Source organism: Gordonia sp. OPL2 (assembly GCF_003797825.1).
In the GTDB taxonomy this organism is placed as follows: domain Bacteria; phylum Actinomycetota; class Actinomycetes; order Mycobacteriales; family Mycobacteriaceae; genus Gordonia.
Map to the genome: position 1 here is coordinate 1 of NZ_RKME01000041.1, position 20329 is coordinate 20329.

The 20329-nt window shown below is 66.0% G+C and carries 20 protein-coding genes; 9 read left to right on the forward strand and 11 right to left on the reverse strand.

The genetic code is table 11. The annotated features are described in order from the left end of the window. Window positions 1-12 precede the first annotated feature (12 nt). The 3 genes from EEB19_RS24580 (at window position 13) to EEB19_RS24590 (ending at window position 4680) form a co-directional block, all read left to right on the forward strand. Window positions 13-1746 (forward strand): SulP family inorganic anion transporter, encoded by a 1734-nt coding sequence (locus EEB19_RS24580; RefSeq protein WP_187589974.1) that lies wholly within the window; start codon window positions 13-15, stop codon window positions 1744-1746. Window positions 1747-1937: 191 nt separating this feature from the next. Further along, window positions 1938-3299, forward strand: a complete 1362-nt coding sequence (locus tag EEB19_RS24585; protein ID WP_187589944.1) for an MFS transporter — start codon at window positions 1938-1940, stop codon at window positions 3297-3299. A gap of 136 nt (window positions 3300-3435) precedes the next feature. Beyond that, entirely contained in the window at window positions 3436-4680 is a 1245-nt protein-coding gene (locus EEB19_RS24590) for a hypothetical protein (protein WP_187589945.1), read from the forward strand. 4 nt (window positions 4681-4684) lie between these two features. On the opposite strand, the gene EEB19_RS24595 is transcribed toward EEB19_RS24590, so the two are convergent. Genes EEB19_RS24595 through EEB19_RS24605 form a run of 3 tightly spaced genes read right to left on the reverse strand, consistent with a single transcriptional unit; the run spans window position 4685 to window position 6542 of the window. Beyond that, complete coding sequence (locus EEB19_RS24595; protein ID WP_187589946.1) at window positions 4685-5395, reverse strand: GNAT family N-acetyltransferase; 711 nt, start codon at window positions 5393-5395, stop codon at window positions 4685-4687. Window positions 5396-5427: 32 nt separating this feature from the next. Next, window positions 5428-5748: a nuclear transport factor 2 family protein gene (locus tag EEB19_RS24600; RefSeq protein ID WP_187589947.1), complete on the reverse strand. Its 321-nt coding sequence runs from the start codon at window positions 5746-5748 to the stop codon at window positions 5428-5430. A gap of 17 nt (window positions 5749-5765) precedes the next feature. Continuing rightward, entirely contained in the window at window positions 5766-6542 is a 777-nt protein-coding gene (locus tag EEB19_RS24605) for an SDR family oxidoreductase (RefSeq protein WP_187589948.1), read from the reverse strand. A 93-nt stretch (window positions 6543-6635) separates the two neighbouring features. Between EEB19_RS24605 and EEB19_RS24610 the strand changes: the two genes are divergently transcribed. Together EEB19_RS24610 and EEB19_RS27105 are read left to right on the forward strand one after the other, a co-directional pair. Then, entirely contained in the window at window positions 6636-7544 is a 909-nt protein-coding gene (locus tag EEB19_RS24610) for a LysR family transcriptional regulator (RefSeq protein ID WP_187589949.1), read from the forward strand. 333 nt (window positions 7545-7877) lie between these two features. Beyond that, window positions 7878-8099 (forward strand): PASTA domain-containing protein, encoded by a 222-nt coding sequence (locus EEB19_RS27105; RefSeq protein WP_262365900.1) that lies wholly within the window; start codon window positions 7878-7880, stop codon window positions 8097-8099. Between the two features lie 5 nt (window positions 8100-8104). On the opposite strand, the gene EEB19_RS24620 is transcribed toward EEB19_RS27105, so the two are convergent. From EEB19_RS24620 to EEB19_RS24645, 6 genes are all read right to left on the reverse strand, one after another. Then, window positions 8105-9211, reverse strand: a complete 1107-nt coding sequence (locus EEB19_RS24620; RefSeq protein ID WP_187589950.1) for an LLM class flavin-dependent oxidoreductase — start codon at window positions 9209-9211, stop codon at window positions 8105-8107. 13 nt (window positions 9212-9224) lie between these two features. Then, on the reverse strand, window positions 9225-10157 hold the full coding sequence (locus EEB19_RS24625; protein ID WP_187589951.1) for a transporter substrate-binding domain-containing protein: 933 nt from the start codon (window positions 10155-10157) through the stop codon (window positions 9225-9227). A 37-nt stretch (window positions 10158-10194) separates the two neighbouring features. Then, window positions 10195-10989, reverse strand: coding sequence for an amino acid ABC transporter ATP-binding protein (locus EEB19_RS24630; protein WP_187589952.1), 795 nt, complete (start codon window positions 10987-10989; stop codon window positions 10195-10197). Next, on the reverse strand, window positions 10986-11996 hold the full coding sequence (locus EEB19_RS24635; protein ID WP_187589953.1) for an amino acid ABC transporter permease: 1011 nt from the start codon (window positions 11994-11996) through the stop codon (window positions 10986-10988). Before EEB19_RS24635 ends, EEB19_RS24630 begins: the two co-directional genes overlap by 4 nt. Before the next feature lie 95 nt (window positions 11997-12091). Continuing rightward, window positions 12092-13279 carry a low temperature requirement protein A gene (locus tag EEB19_RS24640; RefSeq protein WP_187589954.1) on the reverse strand — a complete coding sequence of 396 codons (1188 nt, stop codon included), beginning with the start codon at window positions 13277-13279 and terminating at the stop codon, window positions 12092-12094. Window positions 13280-13380: 101 nt separating this feature from the next. Further along, window positions 13381-14208: a Mesocentin gene (locus EEB19_RS24645; protein ID WP_187589955.1), complete on the reverse strand. Its 828-nt coding sequence runs from the start codon at window positions 14206-14208 to the stop codon at window positions 13381-13383. Window positions 14209-14410: 202 nt separating this feature from the next. Between EEB19_RS24645 and EEB19_RS24650 the strand changes: the two genes are divergently transcribed. Beyond that, window positions 14411-16138 (forward strand): DUF3556 domain-containing protein, encoded by a 1728-nt coding sequence (locus EEB19_RS24650; RefSeq protein WP_187589956.1) that lies wholly within the window; start codon window positions 14411-14413, stop codon window positions 16136-16138. A gap of 320 nt (window positions 16139-16458) precedes the next feature. On the opposite strand, the gene EEB19_RS24655 is transcribed toward EEB19_RS24650, so the two are convergent. Then, on the reverse strand, window positions 16459-16845 hold the full coding sequence (locus EEB19_RS24655) for a VOC family protein (protein WP_187589957.1): 387 nt from the start codon (window positions 16843-16845) through the stop codon (window positions 16459-16461). 10 nt (window positions 16846-16855) lie between these two features. Then, a complete protein-coding gene (locus EEB19_RS24660; protein WP_262365901.1) occupies window positions 16856-17824 on the reverse strand; it encodes a DMT family transporter in 969 nt (322 codons plus the stop codon). A gap of 36 nt (window positions 17825-17860) precedes the next feature. On the opposite strand from EEB19_RS24660, the gene EEB19_RS24665 reads away from it, so the two are divergent. From EEB19_RS24665 to EEB19_RS24675, 3 genes are read left to right on the forward strand one after another with little or no spacing between them, the layout of a single operon-like run. Then, the gene (locus EEB19_RS24665; protein ID WP_262365902.1) at window positions 17861-18466 is read left to right on the forward strand and encodes a TetR/AcrR family transcriptional regulator; all 606 of its coding nucleotides are present in this window, start codon (window positions 17861-17863) and stop codon (window positions 18464-18466) included. A gap of 30 nt (window positions 18467-18496) precedes the next feature. Then, entirely contained in the window at window positions 18497-19387 is an 891-nt protein-coding gene (locus tag EEB19_RS24670) for a LysR family transcriptional regulator (RefSeq protein WP_187589958.1), read from the forward strand. After that, window positions 19384-20292: a serine hydrolase gene (locus EEB19_RS24675; protein ID WP_262365903.1), complete on the forward strand. Its 909-nt coding sequence runs from the start codon at window positions 19384-19386 to the stop codon at window positions 20290-20292. Before EEB19_RS24670 ends, EEB19_RS24675 begins: the two co-directional genes overlap by 4 nt. Window positions 20293-20329: the final 37 nt, after the last annotated feature.

Genomic DNA, 20329 nt, shown 5'->3' on the forward strand with positions numbered 1-20329 from the left:
GCCCCCACCCGCCTGGCCCGCTACCTGCCGGGCCTGGTCACGTTGCGCTCCTACGACCGCAGCTGGCTGCGCGGAGACATCGTCGCCGGCGTCGTACTGACTGCCCTGCTGATTCCCGCCGGTATGGGATACGCGGAGGTCGCGGGGCTGCCGCCGGTGACCGGCCTGTACGCGACGATCGTCCCGCTGATCGTGTACGCCCTCGTCGGACCATCGCGCATTCTGGTGCTCGGGCCCGACTCATCACTCGCGCCGATCATCGCCGCCGCGATCATCCCGCTGGCCGCGTTCGACGGTGAGCGGATCGCACTCGCCGGTCTGTTGTCGATCGAGGTGGGCATCGTCCTCGTCGTCGGCGCGCTCCTGAAGCTCGGATTCGTCACCGACCTCCTGTCCAAACCGATCCGGATCGGCTACCTCAACGGCATTGCGCTCGTCGTTCTGCTCAGCCAGCTGCCGAAGCTGCTGGGATTCAGCGTCGAGGGTGATTCGGTCGTCGAGGAGGCCGTCAACATCGTCAAGGGCATCGCCGATGGCGAGATCGACTTGCTGGCGACCGCCATCGGCATCATCTCGCTCGTCGTGATCCTCGGACTCAAGTTGTGGCGCAGAACGATTCCGGGGGTGCTGATCGCGGTCGTGGGCGCGATCATCGCGGTCGCGGTCTTCGGATGGCAGGACGACCTGTCTGTCGCCGGCGCGATGCCACGCGGATTCCCCACTCCTGCGCTGGGCGGCGTCACCCTCGGCGACGCGGTCAACCTGATCGGGCCGGCCATCGGCATCGCGCTGATCGCCTTCGCCGACACCAGTGTGCTCTCACGCACATTCGCCGCCCGCGCCGGCACGACGGTCAACGGCAACCAGGAGATGGCCGCCGTCGGCGCAGCCAATGTGGCGACCGGATTCCTCAGCGGCTTCGCCATCTCGGCGTCGTCGTCACGGACGCCGGTTGCGGAGCAGGCGGGCGCGAGATCCCAACTGGCGCCGCTCATCGGCGCCTTGCTGATCGTGGTGTTCATCTTCGCGGCGCCCGGCATCACCGAGTACCTGCCGTCCGCGGCGCTGGCCGCGGTGGTCATCTCCGCGGCGATCTCGCTCATCGACATCCGCAGCGTGGTCGACCTGTTCCGAGTCAATTGGGTGGAGGCCGCCCTCTCGATCGCGGCGTTTCTCGGTGTGGCGCTGATCGGGGTGCTGCAAGGCATCCTTGTCGCGATCGGGTTGTCGTTCATCGCCTTCGTCAATCAGGCGTGGCGGCCCTATCGCACCGAACTCGGCAGGGTTCCGGGCTTACGCGGCTACCACGACGTCACACGCCACCCCGATGCGGAACGTATCGCCGGTGTCCTCATCCTCCGGTTCGACGCACCGTTGTTCTTCGCCAACGGAGGTATGTTCGACGACTACATCCGCGCCGAGGTGGTCAAGGGGCTTGCAGCGGGCCGCTCGTTTCACACCGTCATCCTGGCCTCCGAGCCGATCACCGAGATCGATGCCACGGCCGTCGACGAACTGGTCGAACTCGACGACTACCTCACCTCGCACGGCATCACCCTGATCTTCGCCGAGATGAAAGACCCTGTCCGCGAACAGCTTGACCGCTACCGGCTCACCGTCGACGGGCACCCCCGTTTCGACGACTCACGCTTCGCCCCGACCACGGGGGCCAAGATCGACGAGATCACCGGGAACCTGCGCACCGACATCGGCCCCGACGCCGGCGACACTCCGCGGCAGTCCTGAGGCCGTGCATCCCGTCCGGCGTCATTGCGCGGCAGCGGACCTCGGGCGGACTCACCCCGCTGACCGTGTCCGAGAATTCGTCGATCGGGTCCAGCGAGGGCACGGTCGACGAAAAGTAGGGCACGATCGGCGAGATTCTCGAGCAACCACAGGGCAGGATTGATTCATCCGCCCGGTCTCCGAAGGACCTGATGACCGATCAGCGCAACTCTGGACGAGTCCTGTACGCCGCGACGTCGGCGATGGCGATGCTGGTACTCGACTCCAGCATCGTCGGGGTGATGCTGCCCAGCATGCGAAATGATCTGGGTCTCAGCGCCACCGAGCAGAACTGGACGGTGTCCGCGTATCTCCTGACACTGGCGGTCCTGCTGCCGATCGGGGGACGTGTCGTCGACGCGGTCGGACCGGTCCGCGGATTCATCGCCGGCATGTGCGGATTCGCCGCCGCTTCGTTGATCATCGGCGTCTCCCAAGGGCCGTACGAGATGATCGCGGCTCGCGGCTTCGCCGGCGTGGCAGCGGCCGTCCTGATGCCGGCCACCATCGCCCTGATTTTCGCAGCATTCCCACCCGACGGCCGTGCCCGGGCAATGGCGATCTACACCGGATCGGGCCAGGCGCTGGCCACCGTCGGGCCGGCGGTGGGTGGGCTGTGCGCCGAATTCCTCTCCTGGCGAGTCGGATTCCTGATCAACGTGCCGGTCGGGGTGCTCGGCATCGGGCTGCTGGCCACCGCACGCATGCGACGCGCACCGATCACGCGACCGTCCTGGGACCCATTCGGACTGCTGACCCTGACCGTTGGGCTCGGCGGGCTGTCGTTTGGTCTGGTGCAGATGCCGGCGTGGGGCGTCGGGTCTCCCATCATCTGGGCGACCCTGGTTGTCGGCGGCGTCTCGGTCGCAATGTTCGTCCGCCACTGCTTGCGCCGCAGTGAACCTCTCCTCGATCTCCACGTGTTCTCGGACAGGATCTTCGCTGCGGCTGTCACAGTCCTCGCCTGCCTCGGCTTCGCGATGACGGTCCTCACGATCTACCCGGCGATCTCGCTGCAATCCACGTTGTCGCTCTCACCCGCGGCGGCCGGAGTCGCACTACTGCCGCTCGTGGTGCCGCTGCTCGTCGCGACCCGTTGGGTGGGACGACACTTCGACGATGTCGGGCCACGTCGGATCGCACTGTGGGGATCGGTCGCGGTCGCGGTGGGCGCGGCGATCGTCGGGTGCGGTCTCGCTGCCGACAGCACGATCGTGCTGTGTGTCGGACTGCTACCTGCCGGAGTGGGTATCGGACTGCTGCTGAGTCCGATGACAACCGTCGCGGTGGGCGCGGTCGACGAGTCGCTGCGCGGCCAGGCGTCCGGATCGAGCTCGATGCTGCGACAGCTCGGCGGCATCGTCGGGCTCGCGTCGTTCGGGATCATCACGTCGGTGGCGTCGTCGTCCGCCGCCGCGAGTGCGATCGGATTCGCACTGACCGCTGCCCTCATGGTCGTCGCTGCCGCGGTCGGCGCACGGATCCTACCGACACCTCAGGCCGGAGCCCGCTGAATTCCACAGGCGGAGATCGGGTGTGGACAACTGCTTTGCCGCGCTCATCCGGTCGCGTCAGCGGCCTAGGGTCCGTGATGTGCCGTCGTCACCGCGACGGACGGCCGGGTCCGCCGGCACAGGGATCGGAGTTGTCATGTCCAGCAATCTGTTCGAATCGTCACCGGACGACATGTGGCGCGCATATACAGCGGGGTTGGCCGGGCGACTGGCGTCACTGCAACGCAACCAGTTCATCGAAATCGCCCGGACCGACACCGGGGCATTCCGCTCCCTGATGGAGTTCCGGGTACTCGGGTCCGGGCGCGTCCGGTGCAGCATCGGCGGACAGGCGTTCCCGATCGCCGACGTCGCTACGATACGGCAACGCAGGGAAACGCTCGAGGCGATGGGGTGGCGATACCTTCCGCGGAAATGGGTATACGTCCACGACGTCGGTCGCACAGCGCTCGCCGACCTCACCGCCCTCGTCGCCCGCACCCTGCGCGAGATCTGCGGGATAGCGCAACCGTCGCAGCTGACCACACACGATCCGTTCCTACCGTCCGACGAGCCGCCCGTCGACGTCCCGAACGACGCTCCGCAGCGCCCGCTGACGGCCGTGCCCGATCCTGAATCAGACGACCAACCTGCGACCACCGAGATCGGGATCGTCCCGTGCTGCGCCGACGGCCTCCTGGATCTCGCGCATACGGTGGTGTCAACGGACCTGCAGCGAGATGTCGTCGTGGAAGACGGGCTCATCGAGTTGCCGCACATCGACTTTGCGCCGTCGCGGATCCTTGTGACGGACGAGAGCCTGCAGTTGGTGTTCACCACGACGTTGACTCATCGATTGACCGATCCTGCGCTGCTCGGGAGGTTCATGATCGAGCATTCGGCTGCCTGGCAGGACATCTCGTTCATGGTGGATCACGATCACGTCTATGCCCAGCGCGTCGTCGACTGCGCAGTCTTCAACCCGCGGATCGTGTCGTCGGCGCTCGCCGACTGGAGACACTTCCTCAATGACACCGGACCGACAATGGTCCGTCAACTCAATCCCGGTCCGCCCGGCTCACACGACTGCACCCAGAACGGGCTTCCCGTCGGACTTCAGACGTTGCTGGAGATGCACCTGGCCGAGCCGCTGACGCCGGAACGGATCGTTCACCTGACCAGTGGAAAAGTGCACCGCCTGAACGAGTATCTGGCGGCCGCGGAGACGACAGCGGCGGACTGGAAGGACAGCCTGACTGTCACGCCGGACGACCAGAAGTCCGAGGTGGGGTCCGAGGTGGATGCCGAGAACCAGCTCTACGACACCATGTTTCGTCTCTTCGACGACATGAGCGGGCTTCTACGCGAAGCGATCGGATTGGCGAGCCGGTCAGGGGACTGAGCGCTCAGCCGGGCACTCGGACCGCAGCGAAGGTGACCTCTCGACGCAGTCGGAACCCGAGCGAGAGGTAGAGCCCGATCGCGTGCGTGTTGTCGGCGGCGGCGTGCATGAACGGAATCTCGCCACGCTCCCGGATACCGTGTGCAAGAGCGAGAACCAGCCTGGTGGCAAGTCCGTGCCCACGGTAGGCGGGGTCGGTGCAGACGGCGCTGATCTCGGTCCATCCCGGTGGATGCATCCGTTCTCCGGCCATGGCGACGAGCTTGCCGTCGCGGCGATGGCCGAGATAGGTGCCCAGCTCGATCGTGCGTCGTCGAAAGGGTCCCGGTTGCGTGCGTGCCACGAGATCCATCATGTCGGGAACGTCGTCGGCGGTGAGGGTCACCGCCTCAGGGTCAGGTGCGGCGTGCACGCCGTCGTCGACCAGCTGGACTCCGGGAATGTCCATCACGATCTCCCAATCATCCGGCGGCTGTATCGAGATCGCTGCCAGCGGAACCACCCCTCCGGCGCCGACGAGTGCAGCGACGTCCTCCCAGACCTGGGCGGACGGGTGCTCAGGGACGGTCAGGAACGGCGACATGTCGGGCGGATAGCGCAATACGTCACCGCGGCGTTCGGCGAGGTGTGCCTGCGGCCCGGTGAGGGCGGCGTACGCCGGGTTGTCGAGGACGCGCTCGTCCGAGCGGTTGCCACACTGGTCGTCGACGGTCATCCCTCGATTGTGCCGTCGGGGGACGATTGTCGTCACTCCCGGATCGTCATCCCGCTGACCCGGTCCTCTCGGATGCCGAAGGTGAATGTCGACGGCCCGTTGAATCCGTTTCCGCCGACGGTGGCGATCACTGTCACGGAGTCGCCGTCGGCGGTCACCGTCGTCGGCGCCAGTGTGGCTTGCTTGCCGATCAACTCGCTGTCGCTCCACCCTTTGATCGCGTCACCGCCGGTGAAGACGCGCCCCCAGTCGTCGACGTATCCGTCGTCGGTGAACGCCGCGAGGAAGGCCGAGGTGTCGCCGGCGTTGACGGCGTCGAGGAGACGCTGGACGGGTGCTGGTGTCTCGCTCATCGTCGAGGTCCTCTCGGTCAGCGGGTCGTGTAGCCGCCGTTGGCGAACAGGGTCTGACCGGTGATCCACCGGCCGTCGGTGCAGAGGAACGTCACGATGGGCGCGATGTCCTCGATCTCGGTGAGCCGATTGCCCATGGCCTGCGACTTGTGGAACTCGACCCGCTCTGGGGTCTCCTGAGGATAGAAGAACGGGGTGTCCATCGGGCCTGGTCCGATCGCGTTGACGGTGATGTTGCGGTCGGCGAACTCCTTGGAGGCAGCGCGGTTGAAGTGCTCGACCGGACTCTTGCCGCCGGCATACGTCGAGTAGCCGTCGGTGTAGGCGGCGAGCAGGCTGGTGACGAGAGAGATGATCGCACCGCCGTCCTCGAGGTGCTTGCCCGCTTCCTTGATGAAGAAGTAGGCGGCCTTCGAGTTGATGGCGAACATCGAGTCGTACTCATCCTCGGTCGTCTCGACGATGGGCTTGCGCAGCACCTTGCCGACGGTGTTCACGGCGATGTCAATCCCGCCGAACTCCCGTGCAGCGGTGTCGAACAGATCCGTCACCGCATCGGCTGTGGTCAGATCGGCCTGATAGGCGACGGCTTCGACGCCGAGAGCCTTGAGTTCGGCGACGGTGTCGTCGGCGGCGGACTTGCTGGCATCACTGTTGTAGTGGACGAACACGTTGGCGCCACGGCCGGCGAGTTCGAGGCTGACAAGACGTCCGAGGTTCTTGGCCCCGCCGGCAACGAGCGCGGCCTTGCCGTCGAGTCGGGTCTGGGTTGCGGTCTGCACGTTCGTGGTCATGACTCCAGTGTTTGAGCGCCACTCACAAACGTCAATCGACAATGTATGGTGTTTGCACAAACTGAGTTTGTCTGTCGAGAAACTGGAGGTGCGATGGACGACGCAGAACCATCGATCCTCGACACTCGCCGGTTGCACCAGTTCGTGATCGCGGTGGAGTCGGGCACGCTCTCGGCCGCGGCGCAACGACTCTTCCTCACCCAGCAGGCACTGTCGGCGTCGATCCGCCAGCTCGAGCGCGACATCGGCGTCTCGATCTTCGATCGGAGTCGTCGCAAGTTGCACCTCACCGAAGCCGGGGACGCCCTGTACTCGGGCGCCAAGTCGTTGCTGGCGGGAAACGCCGCGCTGATCGGCGCCGTGCGCGAGGTCGCGCGCGGCGCGCCGAAACCCTTCGTCGTCGGCCACTCCCCCGCCATCTCCGGCGAGGAGGTCTACCGGTTGTTGACCCCGGCGATCGCTGCTCACCCGGACCAGCCGATCACGGCACGGCAGGTCTTTCCTGGACAGCTACGGGAGTTGTTGTTCGCCAACGAGATCGACGTCGCACTGCGCCGTGGGGTCGATTCGCCGCCGAACCTGGCGTCGGCGGTGTTCGCCTACCACGAACTGCGGATCGCGGTCGTCGCCGATCACCCACTCGCGACGCAGAATTCGGTGACCGCAGCCGATCTCACCGACACCCCGATCGTCGTCTGGGCACCCGAACGGCGATCGTTCTACACCGACTTCCTCGTGTCGTATTGTCGGCGCAAGGGCTTCGAGCCGACGTTGATCGTCAATCCGATCCAGGGCACCCCGCCGTTCACCGCAGTCCAGCGGTACCCGCACGCGTGCGCGTTCGTCACCGACCCCGCCGGCGACATCCAGGGAGGCGCAGTGAAGGCCATCGACTTCGTCGACCCGCCGTTGGCACCAGTACAGGCGATGTGGTTGCCGCACACACACTCCGATGTGCGCTCGGCATTGATCGCGGGCGGCGGCGACGTGGCAACGAGCTGAGATTCACCCGTTCGATTGACATTCTCCGTCGTAACAGTCCTCAGTCGGCACGCGAATCACAGTCATCGACCCTGTGAACGACGAGGAGGCGCAATGAGGCGCGGGTATCGACTGATGTTTTCCGCAGCGGGATGCTGCTGCGCGGCGATGATGGTGGCGGGATGTTCACCGGCGGAGGAGACGCAAAGCACCACGACGGTGACGGAGACTTCGACAAAGGCGCCACCTCAGACTCCCGCGACCTACGCGCTTCCCACAACAACTCGTCCTGTCCCCCCGCCGGTCGAGACCCGAACTTCTGCATCAGATTCACCCGCAGCTCCTGCGGCCCTCATGCCAGACGTAGTGTGCATGAACCTTCAGGCCGCGCAGAACCGAATCCAGGACGCGGGCGTCTTCTTCTCCCGAAGCACTGACGCGTCGGGCCAGGGCCGTTCCCAGATCCTGGACAGCAACTGGATTGTTGTTGCCCAGACGCCAGATCCCGGAACGCCGATCACTGAAGGCGATGCGGTTCTGTCTGCCGTGAAGATCGGCGAACCGAGTCCCTGCTGACAGCCCTATGCCGTGGAGTCCTGGGTGCCTCGACATAACCGGGGCACAACGACCTCCTGCACCGGCGAACCCCACCCCCACGGCGGGTCCGGGATGTCGCGGCGCAGGGTCGGCGCTACGGCGGACTGGAAAAGTTCGAGACTCGCCCGATGCGCGCTCGGGTCCAGGCCACCGGCGTCGGCATGCAGGTGCATGACCGTGTGCCCGAACTGCTCGTGGTAGCGGTGAACCTTGTCGATGATCTGCTCCGGACTCCCGATCAACGCCGACGAGCGCTCCACAAAGTCTTCGAGGGTCGAGAACACGGGAGTCACCCCGAGCCGTTCCTGAAACGCCAGGTAGCCCGCGTACACGGGCCGGTAGGCGTCGACAGCGTCCTGGGACCGCGCGGCGACGTGGAACCCGGCCGTGCCCGCTCCAACGGCGATCGTCGACGGATTGTGGCCGTGGTGTTCCCAACGCTCGCGGTAGCGGCGGATGAGCTCGGCGTACGGCTCGATCGGGTTGGTGACGTTCGCCGAGAACAACGGATCACCCACGCGCGCAGCCAACTCGACTGACTCAAGGCTGGTGGCACTGCCATGCCAGATCCGGATCGGCTGCTGAAACGGCAACGGCCAGACCTCGGCGTCGTGCAACGGCGGACGAAATCGTGTGTCGGCGGTGATCCGGTTCTCGTGCCACAGCCGGCGGAACACGTCGAACGACTCGGCGTTGCGTTCCCACTGTTCCTCCGGGCTGACGCGGAACAGTTCCCGCTGCGCGGCACCGTTGCCCTTGCCGATGATCAGTTCCAGACGCCCACCCGCGAGGTGATCGAGTGTGGCGTAGTCCTCATACGCCCGCACCGGATCGAGCAGGGACAACGTCGTGACGGCAGTGAACAGCCGGATGTGTTCGGTGAGTGCAGCGATGTGGCTCAGCACGACGGGCGGCGACGACGAGATGAATGGTCGCTCGTGCCGCTCCCCCACTCCGAATCCGTCGAAGCCGAGTTCCTCGGCGAGAACAGCACTCTCGACGACGTCGTGGAAGCGTTCGGCTGTGGTCTTCGGTAGTCCGGTCGTCGGGTCCGGGCTGTGGGTGATCAGTGTGATCGTGATGAATCGCATCGGGTCCCGACCGTCAGAACGTGGTGGGCGGGTTGACGACGGAACGATCGATCTTGGTGTCCGGGACATCCCATTTCGCAAAGATCTTCGCGTAGTCGCCGGTCTCGATCAGTTTGTTCACCGCGTCGGACAGCGCCGGCGCCAACGGCGAGCCCTTCGCGGTCACGAAACCGACCGGTGTGGAACTGATCTGGCCCAGGAACTTCGTGCCCTCGATGTGCTTCTCGTCGTACTTCAACGACAGCGTCGGGCCGAAGTAGATGTCGACCTTGCCGTTGGCCAGCCCGAGGAAGATCGGCGCAGTGTCCGCGAAATACTGTACGGTCCAGGGCTTCTTACCGGCTGCCGCGCACTTTCCCACCTGGGAGGACAGCAGCGTCTGGAATGTCGACCCGGGTGTCGTGGCGATGGTGTAGCCGCACACGTCGGTGATCGACGTGGCCTTGTCGAGGACGACGTCGGAGGCGGCGAGGAAGCCCTGGCCGTCGTTGAGGTAGGTGGCGAAATCGACGACCTGCTCGCGTGCCCGGGTCGCGCCGAAATTGGCCTGTCCCACCTGATATTTGCCGTTCTCGACGGCGGGAAGGATCGTCGCGAACGTACCGTTCTCCACGGTCAGTCGGACGCCGAGGACCTTGGCCACCGCGTTGCGGAGGTCGACGTCGAGGCCAACGTCCTTGCCGTTGACCTGACCGCCGTGAGGTAGTTGCGATGTCCCCGGCTGCGGCGGCGTCCCGACGGTGAGTGTGCCGGCTGCGCGGATCTCCGCGGGCAGTTCGTTGCGGATCGCGGGGTCGGCGGTCACCGAGGACACGACGTCCTGTGTCGGGATCGCGGTGGTCGCCTCGTCGGTGGTGGCATCGGACGAGCCACACGCGCCCAGGGTGAGCACGGTGATGACCGTGGCGACGGCGGCAAGTGGTCGCGCCAGGGGGTGTCGGAACACGACGGGGTCCTCTCGGGTGATGGGCTGAACGGTCGGGTCACAGAACCGCGGACAGGAAGGCTTTCGCTCGTTCGTTTCTCGGTGTGTCGATCGCCTGGGACGGCGGTCCAGATTCGACGATGCGGCCGTCGTCGAGAAACACTGCGGTGTCGGCGACCTCACGCGCGAAGCCGATCTCGTGGGTGACCACGATCATCGTCATCCCGCTGGCGGCGAGATCGCGGATCACCGCGAGGACCTCGCCCACGAGTTCGGGGTCGAGCGCACTTGTCGGTTCGTCGAACAGCATGAGGCGCGGCTTCAGAGCGAGGGCGCGTGCGATCGCCACGCGCTGTTGTTGACCACCGGAGAGCTGACGCGGGTACGAGCTCTCGCGACCGTCGAGTCCGACACGGGCCAGCAGTTCACGGGCGGTCCCGACGGCGTCGCGTTTGGGGACGCCGGCCGCGACCGGACCTTCGATCACGTTGTCCACCACCGACAGATGACCGAAGAGGTTGAACTGCTGGAAGACCATTCCGATCGAGGTGCGTTGTCGGGCGATGTCGCGGGGTGACAGTTCGTGCAGCGCTGCGCCGGATCGGCGGTATCCGATGATGTCGCCATCGACCTCGACGAACCCCGCGTCGGGCTTCTCCAGATGGTTGATGCAGCGCAGCAGCGTGGACTTTCCCGATCCGGAGGCTCCGAGCAGCGCGGTCACCTCGCCCTCCGCGACGTCGAGGTCGATCCCGTCGAGCACCCGCTGCAGTCCGAAGTGCTTCGTCAGTCCGCGGATTCGGACGAGCGGCCACCGGTCGCTCGTCCTCGTCGGGTCTTCGGTGCGGCTCACGCGCGTGCCTTCCGGTCGAGGTCGCGGAGGTTGGCGCGCAACCGGCCGAAGATTGTCAGGTTCTCGGTCACGATCCGTCGGAAGCCGCCCGGCCGGTCACCGCGGGTCCCGCGCGAGTAGTGCCGTTCCACGAAGTACTGCCCGATCGAGAGGATGCTGGTCACGATGATGTACCAGATCGTGGCGACCATGAGGAGGGGCAGGATGCGGTAGTTCTGCTGGTAGATCAGCTGGACAGAGTAGAGCAGATCCTGCACCGCGATCACGCTGACGATCGAGGTCGCCTTGAGCAGTCCGATGAGCATGTTGCCCGACGCCGGGACGATGGCCGGCATCGCCTGCGGGAGGACGATCCGCCGGAAGATCCGGAACCGGCTCAGGCCCAGAGCTTCCGCCGCCTCTGTCTGACCCCGGTCGACCGACAGGATGCCGCCGCGAACGATCTCGGCCGAGAATGCCGCCACGTCGATGGTGAGCCCGACGAATGCCGCGAGTACTCCGCTGAAGAGGTGCGCAGTCTCGGCTGTCACTAACTCCGGGCCGAACGGGATTCCCAGTGAGAGCTTCGGATACAGCGACGCGAGTTCATACCAGAACAGGATCTGCACGAGCGGCGGCACGGATCGTACAATCCAGACATATCCGAAGCTGAGTGAGCTGAGGATCTTGTTGGAGGACAGTCGCATCGCGGCGAGGCCGATCCCGAGGACGAAGCCGCACACCATGACGGAGGCGGTGAGCCACAGCGTCAGGACCAAACCATCGAGGATCGAGCGGGACAGGAAGTACTTTCCGACCACCGGCCACTGGAATCGCTCATTGGTGACCAGGGTGTTGATCAGCATGGCCATCAGCACAAGCAGGACCGCCGTGATCACCCACTGCCCCGGGCGTCGTGCGCGAACGAGTCTGGCGGTCAGCAGGCGTGCGTCGTCTGGACCTTCGGCCAGCGGATGCCCGGGCTCGGTCGCAACGGCCGCGGCAGCGGGCAGCGTTCGTGTGGCCATTCCCTCACCCCTTCCCTGGCAGGACCGGGGGATCGAGTGTCGCCGCCCCCGCCACTTGTTTGGGAGGCTAACGACCACGGGCCACCTACCCGAGGCTATAAATCGTTGCGATCCAAAGGTGTTGTCGGGTTGCTGTCCGGAAGCGGCGGCCGCAGGACGAGCACGACGACGATCGCGATCAGGAACACTGCGGTCAATGCGAACGGGATCGGGATGATCGGGTCGAGCAGCACGAGCAGCGCGCCGACCGGCACGACGGTGTTGACGACGCGATCGGCGTTGTCGCGGATCGCGATCCACCAGATGCCGAGGATGAACACGGCGATCGGGATGGTGACGGTGAACGATGCCTGCGTCTCGGTCAGTTCGCTGTGGTGGGTGAGGGCGTCGATCTCGACCTCGATTCCCGCGGAGAATGCTCCCGCCGCGGCGAAGACGAAATAGTGGACATACCCGTACCGAAGGGATTCGGCCAGTGAACCGATCGCGCGGTGATGCGGCGGCCAGAAGTAGATCCACCAGAGCGCAGCCGTGGCAATGAAGGTGAGGATCGCGATCGAGATGAGCGGTGCGAGTTCCTGGTCGCTGTGCAACGCCTCGATGATGGCGTTCGACGACGCGAGGAGGCTCTCGCCCAACAGGATGAGGGTGAAGAGACCGTAGCGTTCGGTGATGTGATGCGGATGCCAGGGAGTGTTGCCCTGTCGCTCGGCGATCACCGGGACCGCGAGCTCTGCGCCCACCAGCACGATGAACCCGATCGTCGCCGGGGCACCGGATGGGACGAGCAGCCACAGCAGCCAGAGCACCTGGACGAATGCGATACCGCCGGCGTAGATCTGGGTTGTGCGGCGTTGATCGCCTGCCGATCGCGACGCCCGCAACCACTGCGCGACCATCGCGACACGCATGATCACATAGCCGACGACGACGATCACGTAGTCGTGGTCGACGTACGCGGGCTCGATCCCGGCCGCCAGCACCAGCACTCCGGCCATCTGGACGAAGGTCAGGACCCGGTAGAGCCAGTCGTCGGTGCCGAACGACGTGGCGAACCAGGTGAAGTTCATCCACGCCCACCAGATCGCAAAGAACACCAGCGCATACGACGTCAGGCCGTCGACGATGTGGTTCTCGGTGAGGGCGTGATGCAGTTGGACGGCCGCGATGCTGACCGCGACCACGAAGACGAGGTCGAAGAAGAGTTCGAGAGTGCTTGCGGTGCGGCCGGGTTCCTCCGGGTCGCGGGGGCGCATGGCGGTCAGGTGAAAACGTGTGGTCATCGCTCCGGGTTCCTGATCAGTGCGAGTGGTGGTGAGGCGAATCATGCCATCGGCCGGCGACGTCCCGCCGAGGACGCCGCCGGCCGATGCTCACTACGCGTTCAGTTGCCGCCGTCACCGCCGTCCGGTGCGTCGGTGGTCGTCGGAGCGTCGTCGGGAGCCGGTGCGTTCTCCGTATCGGGGGTGTCGTCGCCGGCGCCCTGGTTCGGGTTGGTGCAGATCGAACCCTCGCACGGCACGTAACGGTTGGCGCCGTCGGGACTCTTGATCGCGTTCGACCCGACATAGGTTCCCTGCGGGCACGCCGGGTCCTGGTTCTGCGCGCAGTACTCCTGCGACTGGTTGTTGCCGGTCGACCCGTCGGCACCGGTCGGGCCGCCGTTCACCGGCTTGCCGTTGGCGTCCCATGCACCGGTCCCCTCACCGCCGCCATGGTTCGGGTTGGTGCAGATCGTGCCCTCGCACTTCACGTACGAGTGGCTGCCGTCCGGATTCTTGATGGCGTTCGCCGCCACGTAACTGTTCTTCGGACATGCCGGATCCTGGTTGCGCGCACAGTATTCCTGCGTCTTGTTGTTGCCGGTCGACCCGTCCGCGCCGGTGGGACCCCCGTTCACCGGATTGCCGTTGGCATCCCACGATCCGCTCTTTGCGTGCGCTGCCACGTGCACACCCAGATAACTGCCGGTCGGGCACTTCGCGTCCTTGTTGTGGGCACAGTAGTCCTTGGTCAGGTTCGATCCCGTCGACCCATCCGATCCCGCCGGACCACCGTTGACCGGTTTGCCTTCCGCATCCCACGATCCTCCGGCGTTCTGCACACTCGTCGACGTCGTCGACGACTCCGAGGAGTCGCTCGAACCGGAACAGCCCGCCACGATCAGACACAGGGCGAACAGGGCGGCCACTGCCGCGAACACACGCTTCACCTCAACACCTCCGGTAGTACCGCCCGAACTGGCGGGTTCACGACAGCAATGCCGCCGTCCGGGATATCCAAGCACGGATGAAGCGGGTATACGCGACGGTCAAGGACAATTTGTCGCCGCACAGACCCCGGTTGTGGGCCACAGGCTCGAGCCAACTACGAACCCCTACCAAGCACTAGCTTGGTTTGCTAGGTTCCCAACGGTGGGATTCCTGAAGCAGACGACCCCCGACATCGACTTCCCGACCTGGAGTCAGGGCACACGCGCGGAGAAGATCCGCCCGATGGCCCGGCACTGGGCGGAGGTGGGGTTCGGGACGCCGGTCGCCCTGCACCTGTTCTACGTCGGCAAGATCCTCGCCTACATCGCGGTCGGATGGATCATCGTCGTCCTCACTCCCGGCATCGACGGCCTCTTCGACGTCACGTCGTGGTACGCCGAGCCGATCGTGTTCCAGAAGGTCGTGCTCTACACGATGCTGTTCGAGGTCGTCGGCCTCGGCTGCGGGTTCGGGCCGCTGAACAACCGCTTCTTCCCGCCACTCGGTTCCATCCTGTACTGGCTGCGGCCCAAGACGATTCGACAGCCACCGTGGCCGCGCATCCCGATGACCGCGGGCGACACCCGCCAACCGTTCGACGCCCTGCTCTACGGAGCGTTGATCGTGATGATCGTGGTGGCGCTGTTCAGCTCGGGCACCGGGCCGGTTCCGGCCCTCGACACGACCGTCGGGATGTTGCCGCACTGGGAGATCTGGGTGATCCTCGCGTTGCTGGCGGCCATCGGCCTGCGCGACAAGACGGTGTTCCTGGCGGCTCGCGGTGAGGTGTACGGCGCGCTGACGGTGACCTTCCTGTTCACCGGCGTGGACATGATCATCGGTGCCGAACTGGTGTTCCTGTGTATCTGGCTGGGTGCCGCGACGTCGAAGCTCAACAAGCACTTCCCGTTCGTGATCGCCACGATGATGTCGAACAATCCGATCTGGCGGTCGCCGACGATCAAGCGCAAGTTCTTCGAGGACTTCCCCGATGATCTCCGTCCCGGCCGGCGGTCACGCTGGATCGCTCACTTCTCCACTGCCGTCGAAGGTCTCGTGCCGATCGTGCTGTTCTTCTCTCACGGCGGCTGGTTGACCGCCGTGGCCGCGATCATCATGCTGATCTTCCACTTCGGCATCCTGTCGGCGATTCCGATGGGTGTGCCGCTGGAATGGAACGTCTTCATGATGTTCGGCGTCGTCGCGCTGTTCGTCGGGCACCCCGACATCGGTCTCGGCGATCTCACGTCGCCCTGGCCGATACTGCTGTTCCTGGTCTCGGCCGGCACGGTCGTCGTGGGAAACCTGATGCCGCGCAAGGTGTCCTTCCTCCCCGGTATGCGCTACTACGCCGGCAACTGGGATACGGGTCTGTGGTGCATCAAGCCGTCGGCGTCGGCGAAGATCGAGAACGGGATCGTCGCGATCGCGTCGATGCCCGCCGCCCAGCTCGAACGCTTCTACGGGAGTCCCGAGGCGGCACAGATTCCGCTGTACATGGGGTACGCGTTCCGTTCCTTCAACAGTCATGGTCGGGCGCTGTTCACGTTGGCGCATCGGGCGATGGCCGGCGCGCCAGAAGAGGGCTACGTCTTGACCGATGGCGAGCGGATCTGCAGCACCGCCATGGGTTGGAACTTCGGTGATGGTCATCTCTCGAATGAGCAGTTGATCGAATCCCTGCAGCGCCGTTGCCAGTTCGAGCCCGGCGAGGTGCGGATCGTGCTGCTCGATGCGCAGCCGATCCATCGGCAGACCCAGGAGTATCGCTTGATCGATCCTGCCGTGGGTGAGTTCGAGCGCGGGTTTGTCCGAGTCGCCGATCTCGTGACACGCCAGCCGTGGGACGACCAGGTCCCGGTGACGGTCACGTGGCGGGCCGACGAGTGATGCCCGCGTCAACGCGTTGAATCCTGCTCCGGATTCCGGAGCAGGATTCAACGTGGTCGTCTCGTGGAGAGCGGATCAGGTCACTGCCAGACCCAGATCCAACGGCGCTGACGCTGATCGAACTTGCGTACCCGACGCCGACGGCGCTGCGGAGCGGGGTTGTTCTTCTGGTTGGTGGTGTGGGTCGGCATCATTGCCCCTTTCGGTTCTTCCGGCGGTGCCGGCTCGCTTCTGACATCACCTACGATGCGGCGTGAACCTGGAGGGGGGATCGAGCGTTGCTGGGAGGTCGCTGGGGGCCGAAAAGCCTTCGGCCACGGTCAGCCGGTGACGTCGTGGTGAACGGCTTCGACGTTGTTGCCGTCGACGTCGCGAAGGAAGACGCCGTAGTAGCCGGGGTGATACTCGGGCCAGACGCGCGGCTCGTGGAGGATCGTCGCTCCCGCTGCCCGCGCAGCCGCGTACACATCGTCGACAGCGGCACGGGTCGGCGCGGTCAGTGCGAGATGGATCGGCCGGATGCCGGAGTCGACGAGCGGCCCGAGCCACAGGTGTGGGAATCCGTCGGGCCCGGACAGTCCGATGACCGCGCCGTCGTCCCGGTCGTAACGCATGGCCTCACGCACCCCGAGAGCGTCGAACACGTGACAGTAGAACTGCGCGGCGGCAGCCGGATCCGCGCATTGCAGCGCTACGTGATCCAGCATGGTGTCGAACCTACCGCCCCACCGCCTCTCGCACCGGCGTATTCGCCGCACCGGCACCGGTCGACGGTTGTTCCGAGCCGGACCAGTTCACCACCCACGTCGCCCCGATGGCCATTCCGAGACCGAGAGCGGTTGTCCACGTGAAGGGTTCGCCGTAGACCGCGGTTCCCCAGACGGCGGTGACCGGCGGCATCAGGAACATCAGGGAGTTCACGGAGGTGACGCCCACCCGTCGCAGGAGCGCCCAGTACAGGCCGTACCCGCCGACCGTCGACAGAACGGTCAGCCACGCGATGGCGATCCAGAATCCGCCCTGCATCGGCGGGACGGCGCTGCCGGCGACGACGGCCGCCGCGCTGAAGACGACCGCCGACGTCCCGCAGTGGATGGCCAGGGTGAGGATCGGTGGGATCACCACCGTGACGCGACGTTCCAGGAAGGTCGCCGTCACCAGACTCGCCATGCCCAGCAGCGGAACCAGATACGCCCACCATGGCGCACTCGCTGTCGACGAGGTGGCATCGGTCCACGAGACGACCACGACACCGGCCGCGCCGACGAGCAGACCCCACCACTGTCGGCCGTGGGTGGCGGCACCGAGGATGGGGCCGGCGAGCGCCGCGACCACCAGGGGTTGCACGCCGTCGATCAGGGCGGTCGTCCCGGTGCTGACGCCCAACTCGATCGCCCAGTACACGGTGACTGTGTAGCCCGCCTGGGAGAGCGCGCCGACGATCGCCTGAATCGTCCACTGACTGCGAGACATCCGCGGCATCGACCACCGACGCCACACCACGGCGACGACACCAGCGAGCACTGCGGCGATGACAAGGAAGCGCCACATCAGCACGGTGAGTATCGACGCATCCGACGCCCCGAGCTTGGCGCCGATGAATCCCGATGACCAGGACAGCACGAAGAGCACGGACAGCAGCGCCGTCATCCAACGGTCAGGTATACCGATCGGTGAAGTTCGCATGGTGGCGACTTTACCGATCGGTGTAGTCTTTGTCATGTGAGTGCCACCGATCAGGGAAACGCCGACCATCTGGCCAGTGCGGTCGAATGGACGCCGAAGGCCAGGGTGATCCTCGATGCCGCATCCACGTTGTTCTACGAGCACGGCATCCATGCGGTCGGAGTGGAGACGATCGCGGCGCAGGCGGGTGTCACCAAACGCACGCTGTACGACCGCTTCGGGTCCAAAGAACAGCTGGTCGTCGAGTATCTGCGAGATCGTGATGATCGGTGGCGCGTGTTTCTGCAGGAAAGACTCGACGCCGCCGACGACGCACCCGAGCAGCAACTCATCGCGGTGTTCGACGCCAGTCGTGCGTGGGCCGCGGACCGCGGGCCCAAGGGCTGCAGCATGATCAACGCTCACGCCGAGATCAGTGACCCGACCCACCCGGCGTACGCGATCATCGTCGGACAGAAGCGATGGATGCTCGACCTGTTCATCGCGCTCGCCGACGACGCGGGCGTCGACAACACCGCGCTCGTCGGTGAACGTCTACTGCTGCTGCACGAGGGCGCACTGGTCACCGCCGGGATGGGGGTCACCGCGGACGCGTTCGACGTCGCGCGGGAGGTCGCGGTGGACGTGTTGCGCACGGCGTGACCCCGTCACGGGGCGTGTCATCCTGAACCGGTGGATCTTGTCAGGCACCTCCGGTTCTTCGTCGCGGTCGCCGAGGAGGGACACTTCGGCGACGCGGCCGCTCGGCTGGCGATGACGCAGCCGCCGGTCTCCCAAGGCTTGCGGCGTCTCGAGGGCGAGCTCGGCATCCAGCTCATCCGGAGAACCTCCCGTGGCGCGGAACTCACCTCGGCGGGCCGCGAACTCCTGCCCCGCGCACGTCTTCTCGTCGACGACGCCACCCGCCTGACCGCGGAGGCGCGCCGTCTCGCCGAACGTGACGAAGCCCTGCGGTGGGGTGCGATACCCCACCTCGGCACCCATCTCACCGCTCTGTGCGCGCAACGGATATCCACCGGGACTCCCGCACAGGACATGGTCACCGACTCCGCCTCGGGACTGGTCGCCGCCGTCGTCGCCGGCACTCTGGACCTCGCGATCGTCGATCACCCCTGCGTGATCGGTGCGGTGACCGCCGATGCCGTCGTCCGCCTGCCTCGGTGGGTGGTCGTGCCCGCCGCACATCTCGCGGCCACCGCGCCACGACCGCGAATCCGCCACCTGGGTGACCTCACCGCGTGTCTGCCACCCCGAGCGTGGAACCCGCCCGCTCATGACCAGCTTCTCGACGGGTTCCGGGAGCTCGGACTCGATCCGACTGTCCACCCGGTCGACTCGGAACCCGAACTCGTCGCCGCGGTGGCCGGCGGTTCGGCGTTCGGTCTGACAGTGCATCCGGCCTCCGTCCACGCGGTTCCGGGCATCCGGTGCGTGAACATGGCACCGGATCTGACGTCGCTGCGGCTGAGGGTGATCCACAAGAACTCGGAGCACGCGGAGACGGCTGCGGTCATCACCGCCGCATTGTGGAAGTACGCCGCACAGGCGGGCGACGATTCGTGATCACCTCCGGGGGCGAGGATCTGGACCGTACGGTGCGCGCGCTGTTCGCCGACGCCGGATGCGCCGGATGGTTGCATGCCGTGTCGATGAGCCCTGCGGGACGCGACGTCGGACTCGGGGCGGACACACCGGTGGTGATGGCGTCGGTCTACAAACTCCCCCTGGTGATCTCGCTGTGCCGCATGGCCGATCGCGGAGCGATCGACCTGACCGAGGCCGTCGTGGTCACCCCGGGACTGTGGAGTGCGGGCGCGACCGGCCTGGGCGCGCTCCGCGACCCGGTCCGCATGACGTGGCGCGACCTCGCGACATCGATGGTCACGGTGTCCGACAACGTCGCCGCCGACGTCATCCTGGACCGGGTCGGACTCGAACGGGTCCAGGCCGACCTCGCCCACCTGGGTCTTCGGCACACGCGGATCGTCGGCGGCATGGCGGAACTGCACGCACGCCTGCAGGCCGAGACCGGCACGAGCACCGTCGCCGAGGCCTTCGCGGTCCTCGGCGACAGCGACGTCGACGATGCCGTTTCCGCCTACGACGCCGCCTACTCGAGTGCGTCCACACCGCGCGACTGCACGACGCTCCTCACCGGACTCTGGCGCGACGAGGTGGCCTCCCCCGAGTCCTGCGCCTTCATCCGGGACACGATGCGCGCCCAGGTGTTCACGTCACGCCTGGCGTCGGGGTTTCCGTTCCGCCACGTGACGGTTGCCGGCAAGACCGGGACCCTGGCGGCGATCCGCAACGAGGTGGGAGTCGTCGAGTTCCCCGACGAACATCCCGTCGCGGTCGCCGTGTTCACCAAGAGCGCACGCTCCGACCTGTCGCTTCCCGACGTCGACCGGACCATCGGGCGAGCGGCCCGCGCCGTGGTGACCGAGCTGCGCGTACCCGTCGACTGATGGCATCGGACGGCGTTTCGTGGCGCTCACCTGCCCC

Excerpts from the sequence above, each read along its gene's own strand:
- EEB19_RS24585 (WP_187589944.1), top strand. The coding sequence starts at position 1,938 with ATGACCGATCAGCGCAACTCTGGACGAGTCCTGTACGCCGCGACGTCG.
- EEB19_RS24590 (WP_187589945.1), top strand. The coding sequence starts at position 3,436 with ATGTCCAGCAATCTGTTCGAATCGTCACCGGACGACATGTGGCGCGCA.
- EEB19_RS24595 (WP_187589946.1), bottom strand. The coding sequence starts at position 5,395 with ATGACCGTCGACGACCAGTGTGGCAACCGCTCGGACGAGCGCGTCCTC.
- EEB19_RS24600 (WP_187589947.1), bottom strand. The coding sequence starts at position 5,748 with ATGAGCGAGACACCAGCACCCGTCCAGCGTCTCCTCGACGCCGTCAAC.
- EEB19_RS24605 (WP_187589948.1), bottom strand. The coding sequence starts at position 6,542 with ATGACCACGAACGTGCAGACCGCAACCCAGACCCGACTCGACGGCAAG.
- EEB19_RS24610 (WP_187589949.1), top strand. The coding sequence starts at position 6,636 with ATGGACGACGCAGAACCATCGATCCTCGACACTCGCCGGTTGCACCAG.
- EEB19_RS27105 (WP_262365900.1), top strand. The coding sequence starts at position 7,878 with ATGCCAGACGTAGTGTGCATGAACCTTCAGGCCGCGCAGAACCGAATC.
- EEB19_RS24620 (WP_187589950.1), bottom strand. The coding sequence starts at position 9,211 with ATGCGATTCATCACGATCACACTGATCACCCACAGCCCGGACCCGACG.
- EEB19_RS24635 (WP_187589953.1), bottom strand. The coding sequence starts at position 11,996 with ATGGCCACACGAACGCTGCCCGCTGCCGCGGCCGTTGCGACCGAGCCC.
- EEB19_RS24640 (WP_187589954.1), bottom strand. The coding sequence starts at position 13,279 with ATGACCACACGTTTTCACCTGACCGCCATGCGCCCCCGCGACCCGGAG.
- EEB19_RS24655 (WP_187589957.1), bottom strand. The coding sequence starts at position 16,845 with ATGCTGGATCACGTAGCGCTGCAATGCGCGGATCCGGCTGCCGCCGCG.
- EEB19_RS24660 (WP_262365901.1), bottom strand. The coding sequence starts at position 17,824 with ATGCGAACTTCACCGATCGGTATACCTGACCGTTGGATGACGGCGCTG.